The sequence below is a fragment of the Lichenicoccus sp. genome, from assembly GCF_965276875.1.
Taxonomy (GTDB): Bacteria; Pseudomonadota; Alphaproteobacteria; order Acetobacterales; family Acetobacteraceae; genus Lichenicoccus.
In genome coordinates this window covers 2,947,328-2,965,360 of record NZ_OZ255701.1, presented here as the reverse complement: position 1 = coordinate 2,965,360, position 18,033 = coordinate 2,947,328, and the positions used below count along the sequence as shown (strand labels likewise).

The 18,033-nt window shown below is 64.3% G+C and carries 13 protein-coding genes, 1 tRNA gene and 1 pseudogene; 3 read left to right on the top strand and 12 right to left on the bottom strand.

Annotated features, from left to right (window positions below; all coding sequences use genetic code 11):
• Window positions 1–55: 55 nt before the first annotated feature.
• The 7 genes and pseudogenes from ACQY4K_RS14400 to ACQY4K_RS14370 all read right to left on the bottom strand — a co-directional run bounded on the left by ACQY4K_RS14400 (window position 56) and on the right by ACQY4K_RS14370 (window position 8,097).
• On the bottom strand, window positions 56–1,468 hold the full coding sequence (locus ACQY4K_RS14400) for an MFS transporter (protein ID WP_428390881.1): 1,413 nt from the start codon (window positions 1,466–1,468) through the stop codon (window positions 56–58).
• Between the two features lie 71 nt (window positions 1,469–1,539).
• Window positions 1,540–3,099 (bottom strand): carbohydrate porin, encoded by a 1,560-nt coding sequence (locus tag ACQY4K_RS14395; RefSeq protein ID WP_428390880.1) that lies wholly within the window; start codon window positions 3,097–3,099, stop codon window positions 1,540–1,542.
• 87 nt (window positions 3,100–3,186) lie between these two features.
• A pseudogene (locus ACQY4K_RS14390) lies at window positions 3,187–4,226 on the bottom strand (oxidoreductase C-terminal domain-containing protein).
• Window positions 4,227–4,333: 107 nt separating this feature from the next.
• On the bottom strand, window positions 4,334–4,651 hold the full coding sequence (locus tag ACQY4K_RS14385) for a 2Fe-2S iron-sulfur cluster-binding protein (protein WP_428390879.1): 318 nt from the start codon (window positions 4,649–4,651) through the stop codon (window positions 4,334–4,336).
• Window positions 4,652–4,665: 14 nt separating this feature from the next.
• Window positions 4,666–5,640: an amidohydrolase family protein gene (locus tag ACQY4K_RS14380; protein ID WP_428390878.1), complete on the bottom strand. Its 975-nt coding sequence runs from the start codon at window positions 5,638–5,640 to the stop codon at window positions 4,666–4,668.
• On the bottom strand, window positions 5,628–6,764 hold the full coding sequence (locus tag ACQY4K_RS14375; protein ID WP_428390877.1) for a cytochrome P450: 1,137 nt from the start codon (window positions 6,762–6,764) through the stop codon (window positions 5,628–5,630). Before ACQY4K_RS14375 ends, ACQY4K_RS14380 begins: the two co-directional genes overlap by 13 nt.
• A 187-nt stretch (window positions 6,765–6,951) precedes the next feature.
• Window positions 6,952–8,097, bottom strand: a complete 1,146-nt coding sequence (locus ACQY4K_RS14370) for a Rieske 2Fe-2S domain-containing protein (protein ID WP_428390876.1) — start codon at window positions 8,095–8,097, stop codon at window positions 6,952–6,954.
• A gap of 234 nt (window positions 8,098–8,331) precedes the next feature.
• Between ACQY4K_RS14370 and ACQY4K_RS14365 the strand changes: the two genes are divergently transcribed.
• The 3 genes from ACQY4K_RS14365 (at window position 8,332) to ACQY4K_RS14355 (ending at window position 12,154) form a co-directional block, all read left to right on the top strand.
• Complete coding sequence (locus tag ACQY4K_RS14365) at window positions 8,332–8,889, top strand: Uma2 family endonuclease (protein ID WP_428390875.1); 558 nt, start codon at window positions 8,332–8,334, stop codon at window positions 8,887–8,889.
• A 218-nt stretch (window positions 8,890–9,107) separates the two neighbouring features.
• Window positions 9,108–10,616, top strand: a complete 1,509-nt coding sequence (locus ACQY4K_RS14360; RefSeq protein WP_428390874.1) for a hypothetical protein — start codon at window positions 9,108–9,110, stop codon at window positions 10,614–10,616.
• A gap of 137 nt (window positions 10,617–10,753) precedes the next feature.
• A complete protein-coding gene (locus ACQY4K_RS14355) occupies window positions 10,754–12,154 on the top strand; it encodes a hypothetical protein (RefSeq protein ID WP_428390873.1) in 1,401 nt (466 codons plus the stop codon).
• A gap of 446 nt (window positions 12,155–12,600) precedes the next feature.
• Here the strand turns inward: ACQY4K_RS14355 and ACQY4K_RS14350 are convergent.
• The 5 genes from ACQY4K_RS14350 to ACQY4K_RS14330 form a co-directional block, all read right to left on the bottom strand.
• Window positions 12,601–12,676: transfer RNA gene (locus ACQY4K_RS14350), tRNA-Glu, on the bottom strand.
• Window positions 12,677–12,715: 39 nt separating this feature from the next.
• Entirely contained in the window at window positions 12,716–14,494 is a 1,779-nt protein-coding gene (recJ, locus tag ACQY4K_RS14345; RefSeq protein ID WP_428390872.1) for a single-stranded-DNA-specific exonuclease RecJ, read from the bottom strand.
• 3 nt (window positions 14,495–14,497) lie between these two features.
• Entirely contained in the window at window positions 14,498–15,487 is a 990-nt protein-coding gene (glpX, locus tag ACQY4K_RS14340; RefSeq protein ID WP_428390871.1) for a class II fructose-bisphosphatase, read from the bottom strand.
• Between the two features lie 12 nt (window positions 15,488–15,499).
• Window positions 15,500–16,795, bottom strand: a complete 1,296-nt coding sequence (locus ACQY4K_RS14335; protein WP_428390870.1) for a homoserine dehydrogenase — start codon at window positions 16,793–16,795, stop codon at window positions 15,500–15,502.
• The gene (locus tag ACQY4K_RS14330) at window positions 16,792–18,015 is read right to left on the bottom strand and encodes an LL-diaminopimelate aminotransferase (protein WP_428390869.1); all 1,224 of its coding nucleotides are present in this window, start codon (window positions 18,013–18,015) and stop codon (window positions 16,792–16,794) included. The genes ACQY4K_RS14335 and ACQY4K_RS14330 overlap by 4 nt, the downstream gene beginning before the upstream one ends.
• Window positions 18,016–18,033 lie beyond the last annotated feature (18 nt).

The window sequence follows — 18,033 nt, the reverse complement described above, 5'->3', positions numbered from 1 at the left end:
ACGGCTTCCCTGCTGATGCCAAGCAGCGATCAGCCCGACGCGAGCGACGACCCGCTTAGGCCGGCCCTGAGGAGCGGCGCGAGTCAACTTCTGGCAGGGATGGTGAAAACGGAGAGCTTCCTGGCAGAGATGAAGGAGCTGGGTAAGTGCCGCCGGCACGAGGGATGTGCCGATCGACGACAACAACGCCTGCCGCCGTGACTGCAGCCAGAACCGCGATCAGTGCAAAAAAGCCGCTCTCGTGTCCCAGCGCGAGGACGGCGGCCCCAACAAAGCTGCTCAAGATCACGCCCAGCCGCCCCATCAGGGCCGCCACACCTACCCCTCTCGCGCGAATAGACGTGTCATAGGCGGCAGCGGCTAGAACATAGAGCGCCGCCTGCAACCCGCCATAGCCAAATCCTGCGAAAGCCAGGCCTGTGAACAGCACCCTGAAGAGGTCACCACCGGGAGGCAGCGTGTACGCGGCCGCGCTCATGGCGGCAGCGCTGACGAGGATGAGAAGAGCGAGTAGAAGCATGGTAAGGCGAGAACCCAGGCGAAGCAGCAACCAGCCGACAACAAGCGCGCCTGATATGGCCGACAGACTGAACGTCAGAGGTCCGCGCAACGCCGTTGCAAGAGGAAGCCGCAAGCCCACAAGTATAACGGTCACCCAGCTCCCTATGCTGTAGGTCCCGAAGCTGGCGGACAGGACACCGAGCCAAAGACCAAGGTTCACTCTGGCATTGCTCCTCCGGAGCAACCCACGCCCACTTTCCCGCTTGGGCTCCAACCGGAAGACGTCCGGGCGATTATCAACCGACCGCTTCCACGCTCTCGACAAAACTGCGTATGCTTCCTGCTGGCGGTTCTTGAGCAGGAGGTAACCCGGAGATTCCGGCAGCTGCCATAACAGGCAAAGCGAAAACAGCAGGCAGAGGATGCCGGCGCCGGCGAAACACGAGTGCCAGCCAAATCGCGGCAGCAATCGTGAGGCCGCCAACGCGCCGACCACGATGCCCGCCGGTATGCCGAGCGTCATGATGCTGATGGCCTTGCCGGCGGCCCGAGGCGGCATCCACTCGTTCATCAGCGTCGTCGCGATCGGAAAGGCGGCTCCCAGCCCGAGCCCGCTCAGAAAACGGTAAAGAATGAATGTCCTTGGACTGCTCGCAGTGGCGCAGATCAAGGTCATCGCGCCAAACCAGGCTACACTCGCCACGAGAGAGGGTTTGCGACCATACCGATCCCCCGCCCAGCTCCCGAGCAAGCTGCCGAACGCCATGCCAATCATCGCCGCGGCGAGCAACGGTGAGAACTGAAGCTTGCTCAAATGCCACTCCGACATCAGTCTGGTGGCAGAAAAGGCCGCAATTTGGAGGTCGAACCCGTCCAGCATCATGACGCCGATCAGCATGGCAGCCACTGCCCACTGGAGGCGTCCGATACGCGCCTCATTCATCGCGTCTCGAAGGCTGACCGACATTATCCTCTCCTTGCGGCTATAGTTGCGGACAGCGACGCAGTCCGGGTGTTGATCGACGTAAACCAAGGGTCTCAGAAAGGCTTGTTACTCGTTCCGAGCAGCTTACCCAACGAGACGATCGCCAGTGCGCCAGCCTCGAACCCGTCGCTCGGCCGCCTCCGCTGCGCCGGATCAAAGAGATTATCAGGATCGACAAAATATTGTACGTTCGGCCTCAGCCCGAGCCAAGGCGTTAATTGTATGTTTCCGACAACCTCGAAAGCATACCCGTTGCGGCTTTGGGCGGGACCGGGACCGGCGAATCTGTTCTGGGTCCGTGTTTCGTAGTTGGCCTCGATCGCGCTCAACCGCTGATAATGGGCTTGAAGTTCAAGAACGTCGAAGGGGCGTCCCGGTACAAACCCCGTAAAGTTTATGCCCGCCAAGGCATCCATATCGATGGGTTGCGGCTTATCAAACGATGCGTCGACCGAGCCATACAAAGCGATATTTGTGGGCGGCCCGTAGGCCTTCCTGGCTCCTCGCCAAAGGACCTGTTGCCCCTGAAAAAAGAAGACGCCACCGCCCGGATAGTCAGTTGCCTCATTACGCTTGGAAGCGAGGACTGCCGCACCCTTGACGTTGACGTGGGGATTAAAGCCGCTTCGGGTGTTCCACTCTGCTCCGAGTTCCAGATTGGAAGGATAGGCTGCGTTGGAGAACTCGCTCCGGTGACCGACCTCTCCCAGGATCTGGGCGCCAGCAGGGTCTACGCCACCAAGATCGTTTGGATTGTAGATGGAGCGGTAGAAATCGTCCTCGAAGGCGCCGCCTTGAACATACCATGTTGGCGTAAAGTGGTAGGTGGCACGGCCACCCCAGGTCGGATATGGATTCGAGTTGAAGTTACCGACGACGTTGAAGGTGCTTGCGAAGTAGGTAAATACGTCGATCGAATTGGGAATAAGGAAGTAGTGATAGACATTGGTTCTGCCCGCTTCGATCGATAGCCTGTCGCCAAGAAGTTTCTGCTCATAGGTCAGGACGGAAAGGAGGACGGGATCGGTACTCGGACCCGGCGTCGTCTGGGTCCCGGTCAAGAAACCACCGGTGTCTGTAATGATCGCGGGAATGTTGCTTCTGAGGCCAAAGAAGGTAAGCTGGAGGTGCACGTTGCCGCCTCTGACGCCGACGAGCTTACCAAGATCCAGGTCCACTGCCGGTGCGACGACAGCGAAGTTATACGTCTGTCCGGTAATGTTTCCGGCCGTAGGGTTTGCCAGGAAATGATCGAAGGATATCCCGTGGATCTCGATCCCGTCGTCCAGCAGTGTCCGGCCCAACGATGGGAAGAGACCGGTAAGCGGCGGACCCGAGAGCGGAAGCGGGACACCTGTCAGGGATTGACCCCCGGTGGTGTTATTGCTCGGGTTTGTGGACAGGCCCGAAGCGCTGCCCCCGTTTCCGGGGCTTGGTCCGCTCGCGGAGTGAGGTAATCCTGCTTGCGCGATGATTGCGGTCGAGGTGGTGTTGTCGGTGACGGCACTCGTCGCGAGACTGACAGACGTCGGATCGCCTGCACGAGCGCCCATAGGCACCAAGTAGGCTGCAAGCATTGCTGATGCAGACGCAATCCAGATGTTGGAACGCATATGTGTTTTCTCTCCCGGACCCTGAACGTCTTGCGCCGCTCTGGCTTTTATTGATTTTTTCAGATTCATTTGCGGTATGCGAAATTGTTACTTGGCAAACCTCTGCTGTCTAGTTATATTGTAAAGCTGCCTAGTTTCATGGTCTTCAAACGCGACGCCGTTGCCTGTTCCTTCATGACCGATGCGAGCGGTCGTTCCGGTGCGTGTACGATGCCAGTGCCGTCTGCACCATCTCCTCGCAACCAACCTTTGTTTTAGTGCAAAGCGACCGAAGCCGGAAATCAGAAAGGCTGCATGGCGATAAGCTGGCCTTATGTCCCGCGTTCCTGGACTGCCATGAACCAGCGATTGCCTATGAGCATGGTTTGCGTCCCGGAGCACCGCTGGATCAACTTTGAAACCGCTGATGACGAGCCGCTTGCCCTGCACGAAGTCCTTCAGCGCGTTGACGCAGAAAAAGGCGATCACCCTGCCATGCCCGAGGTCGGCGACCGAGAAGCTGCTGTAGCGGGATCACCGCGCACGACCGCTTGGCTATGCCCGACAAACAGGCCGATCGTCCGCAACTTCAAATCGTACTGATATGACCAAAACCATGGCACCGCGTCGTAGGCCACCTGTGCGCCGGTCAGAGCCTTGGTGACGATTGTCGCCTGGTCGTTCGCGTTCTGCACCGACTCCAGCCGGATCGCTCCGCCGGCCGCGTAGCGGTTGAGGTGCAGTGCACAGTCGGCGACAGCGAACACGTCTGGGCTGGCTGGTGCGGCGCTGGGTATCCACGCTGACCCCGTTATTGCCCGCGGCACCCGCCGCGAGCAGCGGTTCGACCGACGGGACGATCCCGATGCCGACCACCACCAGGTCGCAGGCGAGCACCTCCCCGTCCGCAAGCCTGACGCCGCAAACCCGGCCGCCTGCCTCCTTGATGCACTCGCCGCCACGCCGAGCCGCACGCCAACCCCATTCGCCCGGTGATCGGTCTTATAAAAGCGCGACAGCGGCTCGCTGGCGACGCGCGCCAGTGGCGGTCCTGCGCTTCCAGCACCGTACGGCGCTTGCCAATCTTGGCGAGCATAGCCGCCACCGATCACGACTGGGCGGCGCACTCCACCCAGTTCGGCCCGCATCCGGTCCGCGTCCACGCGGGTGCGCAGCGCCGCCGCGGCCTGGGCCCGCCCATGGCCGGCGCCGGCGATGATGACGTCATATTCCTTGGTAGGGGCGTCCGACACGCTCAATCCTCAGGCGCGATGATGACGCGCAGCCCATCGAGTGCTGCCACGAACGGGAGTTGGCAGGACAGCCGCGAGGCCGGTGTCCGGTGTCCTGAACTGTCGAGCAGATCATTCTCGTCATCGCTCATGGCCGGCAAGCGGTCAAGGAAGGCGTCGTCCACGTACACGTGGCACGTCGCGCACGAGCAGCATCCGCCGCACAGCGCGAGCAGCTCGTCGATGCCACCGGCACGAATAACTTTCATGACCGACAAGCCTTCGTTGCCGTCGAGCTGCTTTTCCTCGCCCTCACGGGTAATCAGGGTCAGTGCGGGCATGGTCGTTCTGCCTTTCAGCGGTCGGTTTGGGCATTCGGCGCCGGCCCGCTCGGGGACGCCGCCGCGAACAGCACCTCCGCGTTGCCGCAGTCGATGCTGGCGTGCTCGGCCTCGGACAGGACGCGGTTCGCATCAAGCAAGGACGTGAACTGCTCGTCTGGACCTCCCGGCACATAGGGAAAGTCGCTCCCGAACAGGATACGGGAGGGGTCCGCGAAGGCCTTCAGGCTCGGGATGGCGGTCGGGCTGGAAGACAGCGCAGTGTCGAAATAGAAGCGACGGAACCCATCCATCAGCGCGTCCGAGGCGGGCGAGCCGGGCAGCGTGGTCGCGCATGCAACGAAGCGGTGCACCCCGTAGGGCAGGAAGCCGCCCGCATGCGACAGGATCACCCGCATGGCCCGGTGCCGGTCGACGACACCTTTCAGCACCATGTCGCAGGCGGTGCGGGTGGTGGCGAACGGGAAGTCGATGAACGGCGCCGGGATACCCTCGATCGGCGGGAGAGAGGTGCGCGTGGGATGGATGAGGACGACGGCGGAGCGGCGGTCGAGTTCCGCCCAGAGCGGCTCGAACGACGGATCGCCGAGGAAGCGATCGCCGTAGTTGGACAGCAGCACCACGCCGTCGGCCGCGAGCGTGTCCATCGCATAAGCGACCTCGATCAGCGCTCCCTCGATGTCGGGCAGCGGCAACGTCGCGAAATGGCCGAACCGGTCCGGCCACCGTCGGGCCAGGCCCGCGGTGTACTCGTTGACGTCGCGGGCGATCGTGCGGCGATCGTCCGGTGCCCACGCCTCAACCCCTGGCGCGGTCAGCGACAGGAAGCCCTTGCCGATGCGCCGCGAGTCCATGAAGGAGAGTGCCGCCTCCGGCGACCAGGCCGGCGGCCGATGGACCGACTTGCGTTGCCGTAGCGCCTCCACCCAGAAGGGCGGCAGGACGTGCTGGTGGACGTCGATCCTTTGTGCCGTTGTCAGGGCCCGCATCCTTCCCGGTCTTGCTCCGCCTGCGTCCGTGCGGTCAGCCGGACGGGCAAATGTTCGAAGCCGAATTCGTTGAACGTCCCCCCTGAAACGGCGACGGTCAACCGGTTCGGGTCGATGGCGACCGCGGCGACGTGCCGGGAGAACACGCCGAGCGCCGTCACCGCCTCCAGCCGCGCCAGCCAGCTGCCCAGGCAGGCGTGAATGCCCTGGCCGAAGGAGAAATGCTGGCGGCGCTTGAGATCGGGGTCGAATGTCTCCGGATCCTGGAAGGCCGCCGGATCCCGGTTGGCGGAGGCCAGGAGCAGGCGCACGACAGCGCCGGCCGGGATCGTCTCGCCCGCCACGTCGACGTCCCGCGTGGTGACACGGATACTGCGATGGAACGAAGGCCTGGTGCGCAGCACTTCCTCCACGAAGGCCTGCGCGAACGTCTCGTCGCCGCGCAACCGCTCCATGTCCTGGGGGCGCTGCGCAAGCAGGAAGATGGCATTGCCGATCAGGTTCGTGGTGGTGGAATGGCCGGCGATCAGCAGCATGACCGCGAACTGGGCGCAATCCGCTTGCGTCAGCTCGCCGCGGGCGAACTGCTCGGCGAGCGCGGCCACGACGCCGCCGTCTTCGTACTGGCGCGACCGGATGATCTCCGACATGAAACCAGTCAGTCGCTCGCTGCCAAGGCGCGCCTCCTCGGTCGGCGCGCGCCCCAACCGGATCGCGAGCACGAAGTCCATCTGCAGCCGGGTCAGCTCACGCAGCCGCTCGACCGCGAGGACGGGGATGCCCAGCATCAGCCCGATCATCGTCACCGTGAGCGGCCCGGCGAAATCGTCTATAACGTCGCAGCCTTCCGCTTGCCGGACCGAGCCGAGCAGCAAATCGGCTTGTTCGGCGATCCGCGCACGCAGCGGCAGCACGGCGGCCCGCGTGAACATGTCGGCGACCATCTTGCGCAACCGTCCATGCTCCGGCGGATCGGAGAACAGCATGTTGGAGATCGGCGTGGTCCGGCTGGAAAAGGTTGCCGGGTCCATCAGCACCTTGATGATGTCCTCGCGACGACTCAGGATCCAGCACGGTTGCCCGCCGAGCACGCTCTTGAGCACGGGGGCTTGCTCGCGCAGCATAGGATAATATCGATAAGGATGCTTCTGGATTTCGGGATCATCCAGCCGAAATCGTATGGGCGTGATTGCCTCCTGCGGGCCCACTCTTTTGGTCTCCCTTGTGCGGCGGCCGAGCCGGGCCCCCGCAGTCATTCACCCATTGGCGCGCGGCTTGCCTCCCGCCCCGCCAGATCCGCAGGTCGGGTGCCTACTCAGCGGCCATGACAGGCATTTCTGACGTTGCGAGCTTGGCGTCGTCGGACCGCCGCCATTGCTTCAGCGGCTGCCCCTCCCGCAGTGCGTTCAGCTCTCGCGTCCAGAGCCTGCGCAACAGCCCGATGGCCCGGTCGGATGCGCCGAGGTGCTCAGCCTGCCGGTCGGCGATGATGCCTTGCCCGGCCATGCACACCGTGTCCTGGATGACCGGAAGCAGCGGATGGCTCGGGTCCACGTCATCGAGCGTCATCTCGCACTTCATGATCTTGGTCGCGAGTTCAGTCGGGTCCACCATGGTTTTGAGCTTCTCGTGGAAGCCCGGCTCCGGCTTGGCTACGCGGTCGATCATCACGCTCAGCGTATTGGCGTCATCGATCGGCACTCGCCAAGCCGCGTGCATGGTCAGATTTGTCAGATCCTGCTGGATGACGACCTCGCGCAGCATGATGTTCGGCATGAAGGCGTGCGTGTGCAGCTTGCTGCCGTCCGCGCGGGTCGCCGTGCTCATCAGTCCATACTCGGTTTCCTTGGCCGAGATGCGGGGCAGGTCGACGAGGCCGAAACTGCCGGCGAACTCGCCATGCGTGTAGTGTATGTGGACTTCATCCACGTCATTCTCGATCCGCTGGAAGTAGTTGTACGGCAGTACGACAGCCAATGAGAGCAATTCGCCTGCGCTCTCGTCCTCCAGTTCAGGGAAGCGCTGGAACTCCGGCGGCTCGCCCTCTCCAAAATAGCCGAAAACAACCCCTAGATATTCGCGGGCCGGGTGAGTTTTGAGGCAAAGGCTGCGCGCATAGGTATCCGTCTCGGCAGGAAAATTCTCGCCCCGGCCATCGCCAGCAAACTTCCAGCCGTGGTAGCGGCAACGTATCCCGTCGCCCTCCACCCAGCCATAGGCGAGGCTGGTCCCGCGGTGCGGACAACGGTCCTGTACAAGACGGATCGCGTTGTCCTGGCCACGATAGAGTGTGTAGAACTTTCCCAGCATCTTGAGGCGCTTTGCGGTGCCAGGCTTGTAGTCCCTTGAAAGCGCGATCGGCTGCCAGAACCGAGCCAGGTACTTGGCCGCAATGGCACCATTCTCCACCAGCGAGTACTCGTCAGTTGGAGCGTGTGCTTGCCAGGTCGGTGCCATTTGACGTTTACCTCCAATTCTTATTGGATCTAACCGTAAGTGAGTTTCACGGCTGCCTGAAATCAGAAGTTTATCCTCGCAGTAAGCGATTCTTATACGACTCGAGCGCATGACCCTCTGCAGGTGCCGGCGTTCAGCAAGCCGTGACTACTCGGCCTCGCATGGCCGCTGGAAACGATGACCGGGTTAGCGACGCCTTGACGGCACAAGATGGTACATGTTTCGTGTCTGGCCATGATGCAAGCGCGCACTTCCCTTCCTCGTTTCGAATCCAGGAACGCCTATCAGGTTTGGGCGGAGCGGCAGTCCGGCCGCGGCTGGGAGCGGCACGGCAATCAGGTCGTGGTCATCGCGCCCGATCAGACGAGGCACGAGCGGATCAAAGCTTGCGTGCGGCAGGCGCTCGATGCCGCGATACGGACGGTGGGCTCATCCTGCAAGGTGCTCGGAGGCGGTACCATGGTGGGCGTAGAGGAGGACACCGATTATGAGCCCGACGCTATCGTCGCTTTCGGCGATCGGGGCGCCTTCGAGCCTGTAATTATCGTTGAGGTCTCATCGCCATCGATCAGCAGCCGAGACCTCAACATCAGACTCGCGGATTACTTCCTGCTTCCATCCGTTCGCCATTGCCTCGTTGTCGGGAGTGAAGGGAGACAGGTCCTCCATCACCGGCTTGGCAACCAAGGCGAACTCGTGACCACGACAACGTATCAAGGCGGATCAATAAGGCTTGAGCCAGAGGGCATCGCGCTCGCGGTCTCGGATCTCTACCCGGACGACTTCCAATAATGCCCCTCAGTCCAGGCCTCTAGACCAGGCAAAGTTCCGGCCACTGGCACGCCTCCTTGCCGCAAGCCCAGCCTTGAGCCGCCAGATCTCATATGCGAATGCCCTGCATCAAGAGACAGAAAGCCGGACGTCTCGGATGGTCGGAAGGGCATGAGAGGCAGTGGACAAAGGACCGGCCTGGCCGCCTCTCTCGCGCGCTAGGACGAGGGAGCGAGCGGTTGGGACCGGGCATCGGGACGTTCGACATCCTGCTGCTGGTCGGGGCGGTCCTGATCCTGTTTCTTCTGTTGGGGCCGTTGCTGACGATCCCGCTGCACATCCCCCTGAATTATAACGAAGGCTGGAACGCATATTTAGACCAACGGGCGGTCGTCGCGGGTGCAGGGCCGCTCTACCCGGCGGCGAACAGTCTGGTGTTCAACAATTACCCGCCGCTCTCCTTTTATCTGGTCGGCGCGATCGGGCGATACGTGGTCGGCGACATGATCGTGGCTGGGCGGATCGTTGCGATCACGTCGCTTTTGGCATCGGCGGCATTGCTTGGCGTTTGCGTAAGGATGCTGGGCGGTCGGCTACGGGGAAGCCTGGCCGCGTCGGGTTTGTTGCTGCTTTACTCGAGCACGTTCTTTCGCGACTATGTCGCGATGGACGATCCGCAATGGCTGGCGCATGCGCTGATGCTGGGTGGATTGGCGGTGCTTCTGCGCGGGCAGGCGACGCGCTATCCGGCGAGCCATGTGGCGACTGCTGCGGCACTGATGGTGGCAGGCGGGTTCGTCAAGCACAACCTGGTCGGACTGCCGCTCGCGGTGACCATCTGGCTCGCGGTCATCCAACCGCGGGCAGCGACGGTCTGGCTGGCAGCTTCGATTGGCGGGGTCGGTCTGGGACTGGTGGCGACGCAGATGCTGTTCGGGCACGCGGCGTTCGTGGACATTCTGGCGCATCATCGGGTGTTTCGGGCCGGCCGGGTGATCAAGGCGTTGCAGCGGTTGATTCCGCTACTGCCTATGATGCTGATCGCGGGGCTCGCGTTTCGAAGGCGGCTACAAGGCGACCAGTCAATGCTGTTGGCGGCACTGTTCGTCGTGATCTCGCTGATGACGGGGATCGTGCAGCGGCTTGGGGAGGGTGTCTATTACAATGCGCATTTCGAGACGATGCTGGCACTTTGTCTCACAACGGGGCTGTTGATTTCACGGATACCGGCGGCAGGGCTGCCGTTTGGCAGCCGTGCGATCGGGCCTGCGGCGCTGCTCGGATTTGCTGTCATTCCGATAGTGGTGATGATGCCGTGGCAGCTGCGGCGCGCCTGGGTGGATATCGACGATCGGATCGCGCGCGCGCGATCGTGGCAGCCAACCATCGCGCGGATCGCGGCATCGCCAGGAGTTGCGGGATGTGAAAGTCTGTCACTGTGCTTTTGGGCGCATAAGCCCTTCACGGTCGATGTGTTCAACCTGGATCAAAGCATTTTAATGGGCGCGTCGATTATGCGGTTCGATGGGTTGGCGAGCACGCATGCCTTCGGCGTATTCGAGTATAGTGGAGACTCATTCTCCGGCATGGATGCGGTCGGCAATCCCGAACGCGATCCACTGCTGTTGGATTTGCAGGCACATGGATATACCCCGATTGCGAAAGGACCCGGCGAGGTTCTGTTGCTGGGAGCGAGCAATACAGGTCAGCGGCGGCGTAACCGAACCTGGACAGACAGTGCCCGCTGAATGCCACCGGGATCTGGTGTCCGGCTCGTGTCCTGAAACAGGTCCTCAACAGCAATTCAGATCGCTCGAAGTTGATTGATCCGGGTCAAGGAAAGGTTCGGCTTGCCGCGATCGGATTGGCGACAACCTGCATCCTGTTGCTGTTCGCCGGTCGGGTCTGGCTCATCCCGGCGCATTTCTCAACCGACCCGAATGAGGGCTGGAACGCCTTCCAGGCAGCACGGGCGATCAGCGCCGGCGTGCTCTATCCGCCACCCGGATCGCTGACCGGGAACAACTATCCGCCGCTTTCCTTCTTCATCGTCGGCGGGATCGGGCGTGTGATTGGCGATGCAATCGTCGCGGGACGTCTTATCGCGTTGGTCTCCGTGCTGATCGTGGCTGGGCTGGTCTTCGCGGCGGTCCGACTTGTAGGCGGCCGGTCCGCGGTCGCGCCCGTGCTGGGAACCTTGCTGTTTCTCGGGTGCAACGCGACCATTCTTAGACCCTACCTCGCGATGGATGACCCGCAATGGCTCGGCCATGCCTTGATGACGGCGGGCATCGTTCTGTTGCTCGCGGGGGAAACACATGCACCGCTCCGACCTGGACGAATCGCGAGTGCTGCACTGCTTGTGGTCTGCGGCGGCTTGGTCAAGCACAACCTGGTTGCATTCCCCCTCGCGGCGACGCTTTGGCTTATGCTGTATGATCGACGTGCGCTGGCGGTCTGGATCGCAACATCGGCGCTGACGCTTCTCGCAACAGTCTCTCTGCTCGATCACGCTTATGGCGCAGCGTTCTTCGCCGATCTGCTCACGTCCGACCGGCATTATTCCGCGCTGCGCATGGTAGTGAAGTCTGTCGGGCCGGTGGCGGTCATGCTGCCGATGATCCTCGTGACGCTCCGTTTGCGGCGCATACGCGGGCTTGATCCCCGTATTGACCTGCTCTTGCTGATGGTCGTGATCAGCGTGCCGCTTGGTATTGTTCAGCGAAGCGGACAAGGGGTTGATCGCAACGCCCATTTTGAAGCGTTCATCGCACTCAGCATCGCGACAGCGGCCTCCCTCGGACGCTGCGGCTTCGCCATGCAGAAACCGCGGCTTCTTCGCCCCCTCCCATGGTTGATCGTCCCGTTCCTGCTCCTGCTGCCCGGAGCAACTCTAGCCGATTTCAGGGACCTTGTACATCAAAGCGATAGACAGGTCGCATGGACCGTGTTGCAGGACCGCATTGCGACCATACCCGGGCCGGTCGCCTGCGAGACCCTCGCGTTGTGCTACTGGGCCGGCAAATCCTTTGAGCTCGACTTTTTCCTCTACGGACAGCAAGTCGCCGTCCAGCATGATGCCGCGGCGCTGACGCAGGCCCTGGTGAACTGCCGCTTCATGGCGATCGAACTTAATCGTCGGCGTGATCGACCGCTTGGCGAAGTCCGCAACCCAATGCGCGCGCTCATTTCGCGATACTACCACCCGGTTTTCGTCGATAAAGGCGGATACCAGCTGCTCATGCCAGCCTCGTGCCCGACTGCTCCAGCAACGATGCGGCGCTAAAATGGGGAGTGGGACGTCATTCCCTTGTCAGTCATCGATCTGCCAGCCGGTCAGCTTCGGCTGCCTTGAGGGTCCAGCGGCACCGTCCCGGAGCGGCAGGGCACCTTACCGCGACGCCAGTCTGTCGGCGGCTTTCAACGCCGTAAAACCGAGCTCGGCCGCGGTCTAGGCACACTCCGGCATCCGGCAAGCACGCTTGGTCGAGAGTAAGGCACGAAAGGGCCTGGTGAGCTTCGGAGGAGAATTGCTAACCCTTTAGCCCCGGCTAACTCGGATCAGAGCCACGCAAATTATTGACCGAGAGCCTGCGGGGAAACTCCGGTCTCGTGGCAGACACCTCTGAGACGGGCATCTGCGCCCATACCAGTGCAAAGCAACCTAAGGCGGGATACTAGCCTGAAGTTAAACGCTCTGGCCGGTTTTGGAGGCTCACCCACTGAAATAATTGGCGTCCCGTACGGGGTTCGAACCCGTGTTACCGCCGTGAAAGGGCGGTGTCCTAGGCCACTAGACGAACAGGACGTGCGGCTTTGGGGCTGGTAGCGGAGCGGTTGGGCACGGTCAAGCCGGGGCACCATCAACGATGAAGAAGCCGGCAGTGCGGCGGCCGTTCCATTCCTCTGCGCGGAGCTGGCCGGCGAGATGCAGGCGGGCGCCGTCTCGGGCTTCCATGGCTCGGGCGAGCGGGGTATCACCGGCGCGGAACAACAGCGCCTTGAGGCGTGGGCCGCCGGCCTCGCCTTCGAGCTGAGCGCGCAGGGTGTTGCCCCCCTTGCCAATGCGCTCGGCGTGGACAACGCGGGCGCGGGCGAGGGCGAACACCGGTTCCTCGTTGCCGGCGCCGAAGGGGGCGAGCTGGTCGATGTGGGCGGCGAGTTCGATGGTGGCGCCAGTAACGTCAAGGGCGCCGTCGATCAGCAGGTCGCGGGTGGCTAGAAGGTCGCGGGAGCTGGCCAGGCGTTCGTCGAGAAAGGCGTGAAAGGCGGCGAGTTTGTCGGCGGCAAGCGAGAAGCCGGCAGCCATGGCGTGGCCGCCGCCGGTCAGCAGCAGGCCTGCCTGGCGGGCGGCGATGACTGCGGTGCCGATATCCAGGCCCGAGACCGAGCGGCCAGAGCCCTTGATGGTGCCGTCATCGAGCAGGGCCGCGACCAGAGTCGGGCGGTTCAGCGCTTCCTTGACCCGGCCGGCGACGATACCGACGACGCCCTGGTGCCAGTCCGGGCCGCTCAGCAGCAGGACCGCGTGGCCAGCGGCGATCTGGGTTTCGGCCTGTTCAAGGGCGCGGTCGATAATGGCGGCTTCGACATGGCGGCGCTGACGGTTAACGGCGTCGAGACGTTCGGCAAGCAAGCGGGCCTCGTCGGCATCCTGGCAGAGCAGCAGGCGCAGACCGAGATCGGCCTCGCTGATCCGGCCGCCGGCATTGATCCGGGGTCCGAGGGCGAAGCCGCAGGTCAACGCGCTGGGGGCCTCTTGCACGGAGGCAATTTCGAGCAGGGCGTTCAGTCCGATCCGGTGGCGGCGAGCCATGATCTTTAGCCCTTGCGTGACAAAGGCGCGGTTGAGGCCGGCGAGCGGCATCACGTCGCAGATCGTGGCCAGTGCCACCAGGTCGAGCAAGCCGAGCAGGTCGGGCGCGGTGGTGAGCCCGTTTGTGTTGCGCAGGACGCGGAGGGCGGCGACGGCGGCGAGGAAGGTGATGGCGGTGGCGCACAGGCTGCCGAGGCCGGAGCGGCAGTCGAGGCGGTTCGGGTTGACCGTGGCCAGGACCGGCGGCGGCGGGCCCTCGGCTTTGTGGTGGTCGAGGATGAGCACGTCGGCGCGGCCGGCCAAGGCTGCCAGCGGCTCTGGGGCGGCGGTGCCGCAATCGACGCAGACGATGAGGCTCGCACCGCTTGCGTGCAGCGCCAGCAGGGCCGGCGCGTTGGGGCCATAGCCTTCGCGCACCCGGTCGGGCACGTGGGTGAGAACGCTGCAGCCGAGTTCGCGCAGCACGCTTGCGAGAAGGGCCGTGGCGCAGGCGCCGTCGACGTCGTAGTCGCCGAAGATGCCAACTGTTTCCTGGCGCCGCACGGCGTCGGCAAGGCGGGCGGCCGCCTCGTCCATGCCGATCAGGCAGGACGGGTCGGGCAGCAGGGCGCGCAGGGTGGGCTCCAGGAAGAGTGCTGCCGCGTCGGGTGAAATACCGCGCCCATGCAATAGCCGGCCGACGATCTCCGGCAGGCCGCAGCGCTGCGCGATCGCGGCGGACAGTCGGTCGGCGTCCGGATGGGCTTGCGCACTCCACAGCCAGCGTCGGCCGCTGAGGCTGGCACCGACGCGGAGAGCCGGCTCAGCCACTGATCAGGTCGGGCTCCAGGTCTTGGTGGCGAAGTTATGATGGCCCTCGATGAAGCGCACGGTGCCGGACTTGGAGCGCATGACAATGGAGTGGGTGATGGCGCGGTCGTCGCTGCGTTGCACGCCACGCAGCAGGGCGCCGGCGGTAACACCGGTGGCGGAGAACAGCACGTCGCCGCGGGCAAGGTCGAGCAGGCCGAGCCGTCGTCGCGGGTCGCCCGTATGCATCGCCTTGGCGCGCGCCAACTGCTCGTCGTCCTCGAACATCAGCCGCGCCTGCATCAGGCCGCCGACGCAGCGCAGTGCCGCCGCCGCAAGCACACCCTCGGGCGCGCCGCCGGAGCCGGCATAGATGTCGACGCCGCTTTGCGGCATGCAGGCGGCGATGATGCCGGCGACGTCGCCGTCGGAGATCAGCATCACCCGCGCGCCGGCCTCGCGTGTCTTGGCGATCAGCTCCTCGTGCCGGTCGCGGTCGAGGGTGCAGAGCACGATCTCGTCGATCTCGCGCCGGCCGGCGCGCGCGAGGCTGCGCAGGTTCTCGCCAATCGGAGCGTCGAGATCGACGACATCGTCGGGCAGGCCGGGGCCGACCGCCATCTTGTCCATGTAGATGTCGGGCGCGTGCAGGAAGTTGCCGCGTTCGGCGAGAGCCACCACGGTAAGCGCGTTCGGCGCGTTCTTGGCGGTGAGCGAGGTGCCTTCCAGCGGATCGACCGCGATATCCATCGCCGGCCCCCCCGCGCCGACCTTCTCGCCGATATAGAGCATCGGCGCCTCGTCCATCTCGCCCTCGCCGATCACCACGGTGCCGTCAATGGCAACCGTGTCGAAGGCCAGCCGCATCGCCTCGACCGCGGCACCGTCGGCCTCGTTCTTCTGGCCGCGTCCGGTCCAGCGCGAGGCCGCGATTGCCGCGGCCTCCGTGACCCGCACCAGCTCGAGTGCCAGGTTGCGGTCGTCAGCCTGGTAGGACGATCTGGTCGCGGCCATCGCGTATGCTCCTCAGCCGGCTTCGATTCGGATCATCGTAGGCACGCGGAGTACCACGTCGAGGGCCGCGATCGATGAAATCGCGGCGCGCAGGGCAGACTCGCGGGTGGTGTGGGTGACCAGCACGATCGGCACCGCCTCGCCCGCCGCCTCGCCGTGCTGCAACATGCTTTTGAGCGAGACGCCGCAATCGCGCAGCACAGCGGCGATCTCGGCGATGACACCCGGCCGGTCGCGCACGTGCAGCCGCAGATAATAGTCGCCGGAAAGCTGCGCCATTGGCACGCTGACGACGCGCGACAGGCTGTCGGCGTTCGCACCCCAGACGGGAACCAGGGTGCCACGGGCGATATCGATCAAATCGGCGACAACGGCGCAGGCGGTCGGCCCAGCGCCGGCGCCGCGGCCCTCAAGCATCACCCGGCCGACGAAGTCGCCCTCGGCAAACACCGCGTTGAACACGCCCTCGACCTGGCTGATCGGGGCGGTGCGCGGCACCAGGCAGGGATGCACACGCGCCTCGACCCCGGCCTCGGTCAGCCGCGCGATGCCGAGCAGCTTGATGCGGTAGCCGAGCTCGGCGGCAAAGGCGATGTCGAGTGCGGCGATGCCGCGTATGCCCTCGACATGCACGGAGGCGAAATCGACCGGCCGACCGAAGGCGAGTGCTGCAAGGATGGCGAGTTTGTGGGCGGTATCGATGCCGTCGATATCGGTCGATGGATCGGCCTCGGCGTAGCCCAACGCCTGCGCCTCGGCCAGAATCGGGCCGAAATCGCGGCCGCTCTCACGCATCGTCGTCAGGATGTAGTTGCAGGTGCCATTCAGGATGCCGCCCACGCGGGTCAGCCGGTCCGCGGCCAGGCCCTCGCGCAGCGCCTTGATGACCGGGATGCCGCCGGCGACAGCCGCCTCGAAAGCGAGCGGCGTGCGGCCGCGTTCGGCAAGGGCCGCAAGTTCCGCGCCATGGACAGCGATCAGCGCCTTGTTCGCGGTGACCACCGGACGGCCGGCAGCCAGGGCGCCCGTGACCAGGGCGCGCGCCGCGCCCTCCTGGCCGCCGATCAGCTCGACCACCACATCGAGGTCAGGGTCACGGGCGAGTTCGGTGGCATCGTCGTGCCAACGCAGGTCGGAGACATCGATGCCGCGCTCGCGGTGCCGGGCACGGGCGGCAACCGCGACAACCCCGATCGGGCGGCCAGCACGCGCCGCGATCAGGTCGGCGTTGGCGCGCAACAGGCGCACGACGCCGACGCCGACGGTGCCGAGCCCGGCGATGCCGATACGGAGCGGCGACGCACTCAAGAGACGGTTTCCAGCGACGCGTCGGCGCGCGCCGGGCCGCCGTTATGGGCAGCGAGGAACGACTTGATGTTGCGCGTCGCCTGGCGCAGCCGCTGGGTGTTCTCGACCAGGCCGATCCGCACGAAGCCTTCCCCGTGCTCGCCGAAACCCAACCCCGGAGCCACCGCGACACCCGCCTCCTGCATCAACAGCTTGGCGAAACCGACGCTTCCCAGCGGGGCGAATCGCTCCGGAATCGGTGCCCAGGCGAACATCGAGCCCTCCGGCGACGGCACCTGCCAGCCGGCGGCGGCAAGGCCACGGATCAGCACGTCGCGCCGCTCCCGATACAAGGTGCGTATCTCTCCGATGCAGTCCTGCGGCCCGTTCAGGGCGGCGACCGCGGCAACCTGGATTGGGGTGAAGGCGCCGTAATCGAGATAGGATTTGATCCGGGTCAGCGCATTGACCAGGCGCTGGTTGCCGGCGGCGAAGCCGATCCGCCAGCCGGCCATGGAATAGGTCTTGGACAGCGAGGTGAACTCGACGGCAACATCGCGCGCGCCCGGAACCTGCAGGATCGAGGGCGGCGGGACGTCGCCGAAATAGATCTCGGCGTAGGCCAGATCGGACAGGATCCAGATTTCCTCGCGCCGGGCGAACGCCACCAGCTCGCGGTAGAAATCGAGGTCGGCGAGATAGGCGGTCGGGTTCGAGGGAAAGTTGACGATCAGCGCGGTGGGCTTGGGCACCGAGTGCCGCACCGCGCGCTCCAGGGCGCGCAGCATGTCCTCGTTTGGACAGGCCGGCACCGAGCGCACCGATGCGCCGGCGATGATGAAGCCGAACTGGTGGATCGGATAGGATGGGTTCGGCACCAGGATGGTGTCGCCGGGGCTGGTGATGGCGCTTGAGAGGTTGGCCAGGCCCTCCTTGGAGCCGAGTGTCACCACCACCTCGGTTTCCGGATCGAGGCCGACGTCGAAGCGGCGCGCATAGTAGCCGGCGAGTGCCCGTCGCAGGCCGGGGATGCCGCGGCTGACCGAGTAGCGGTGCGAGCGTGGATCGGCCACGGTCTCGACCAGCTTGGCGACGATATGCGCAGGTGTCGGGCTGTCGGGATTGCCCATGCCGAGATCGATGATGTCCGCCCCGCGCGTCCGCGCCTTCGCCTTCGCCGCGTTGACCTCGGCAAACACGTAGGGCGGCAGGCGTCGGATACGGTGGAACTCTTCGGTCATGATCGGCTCTTGCGCAGG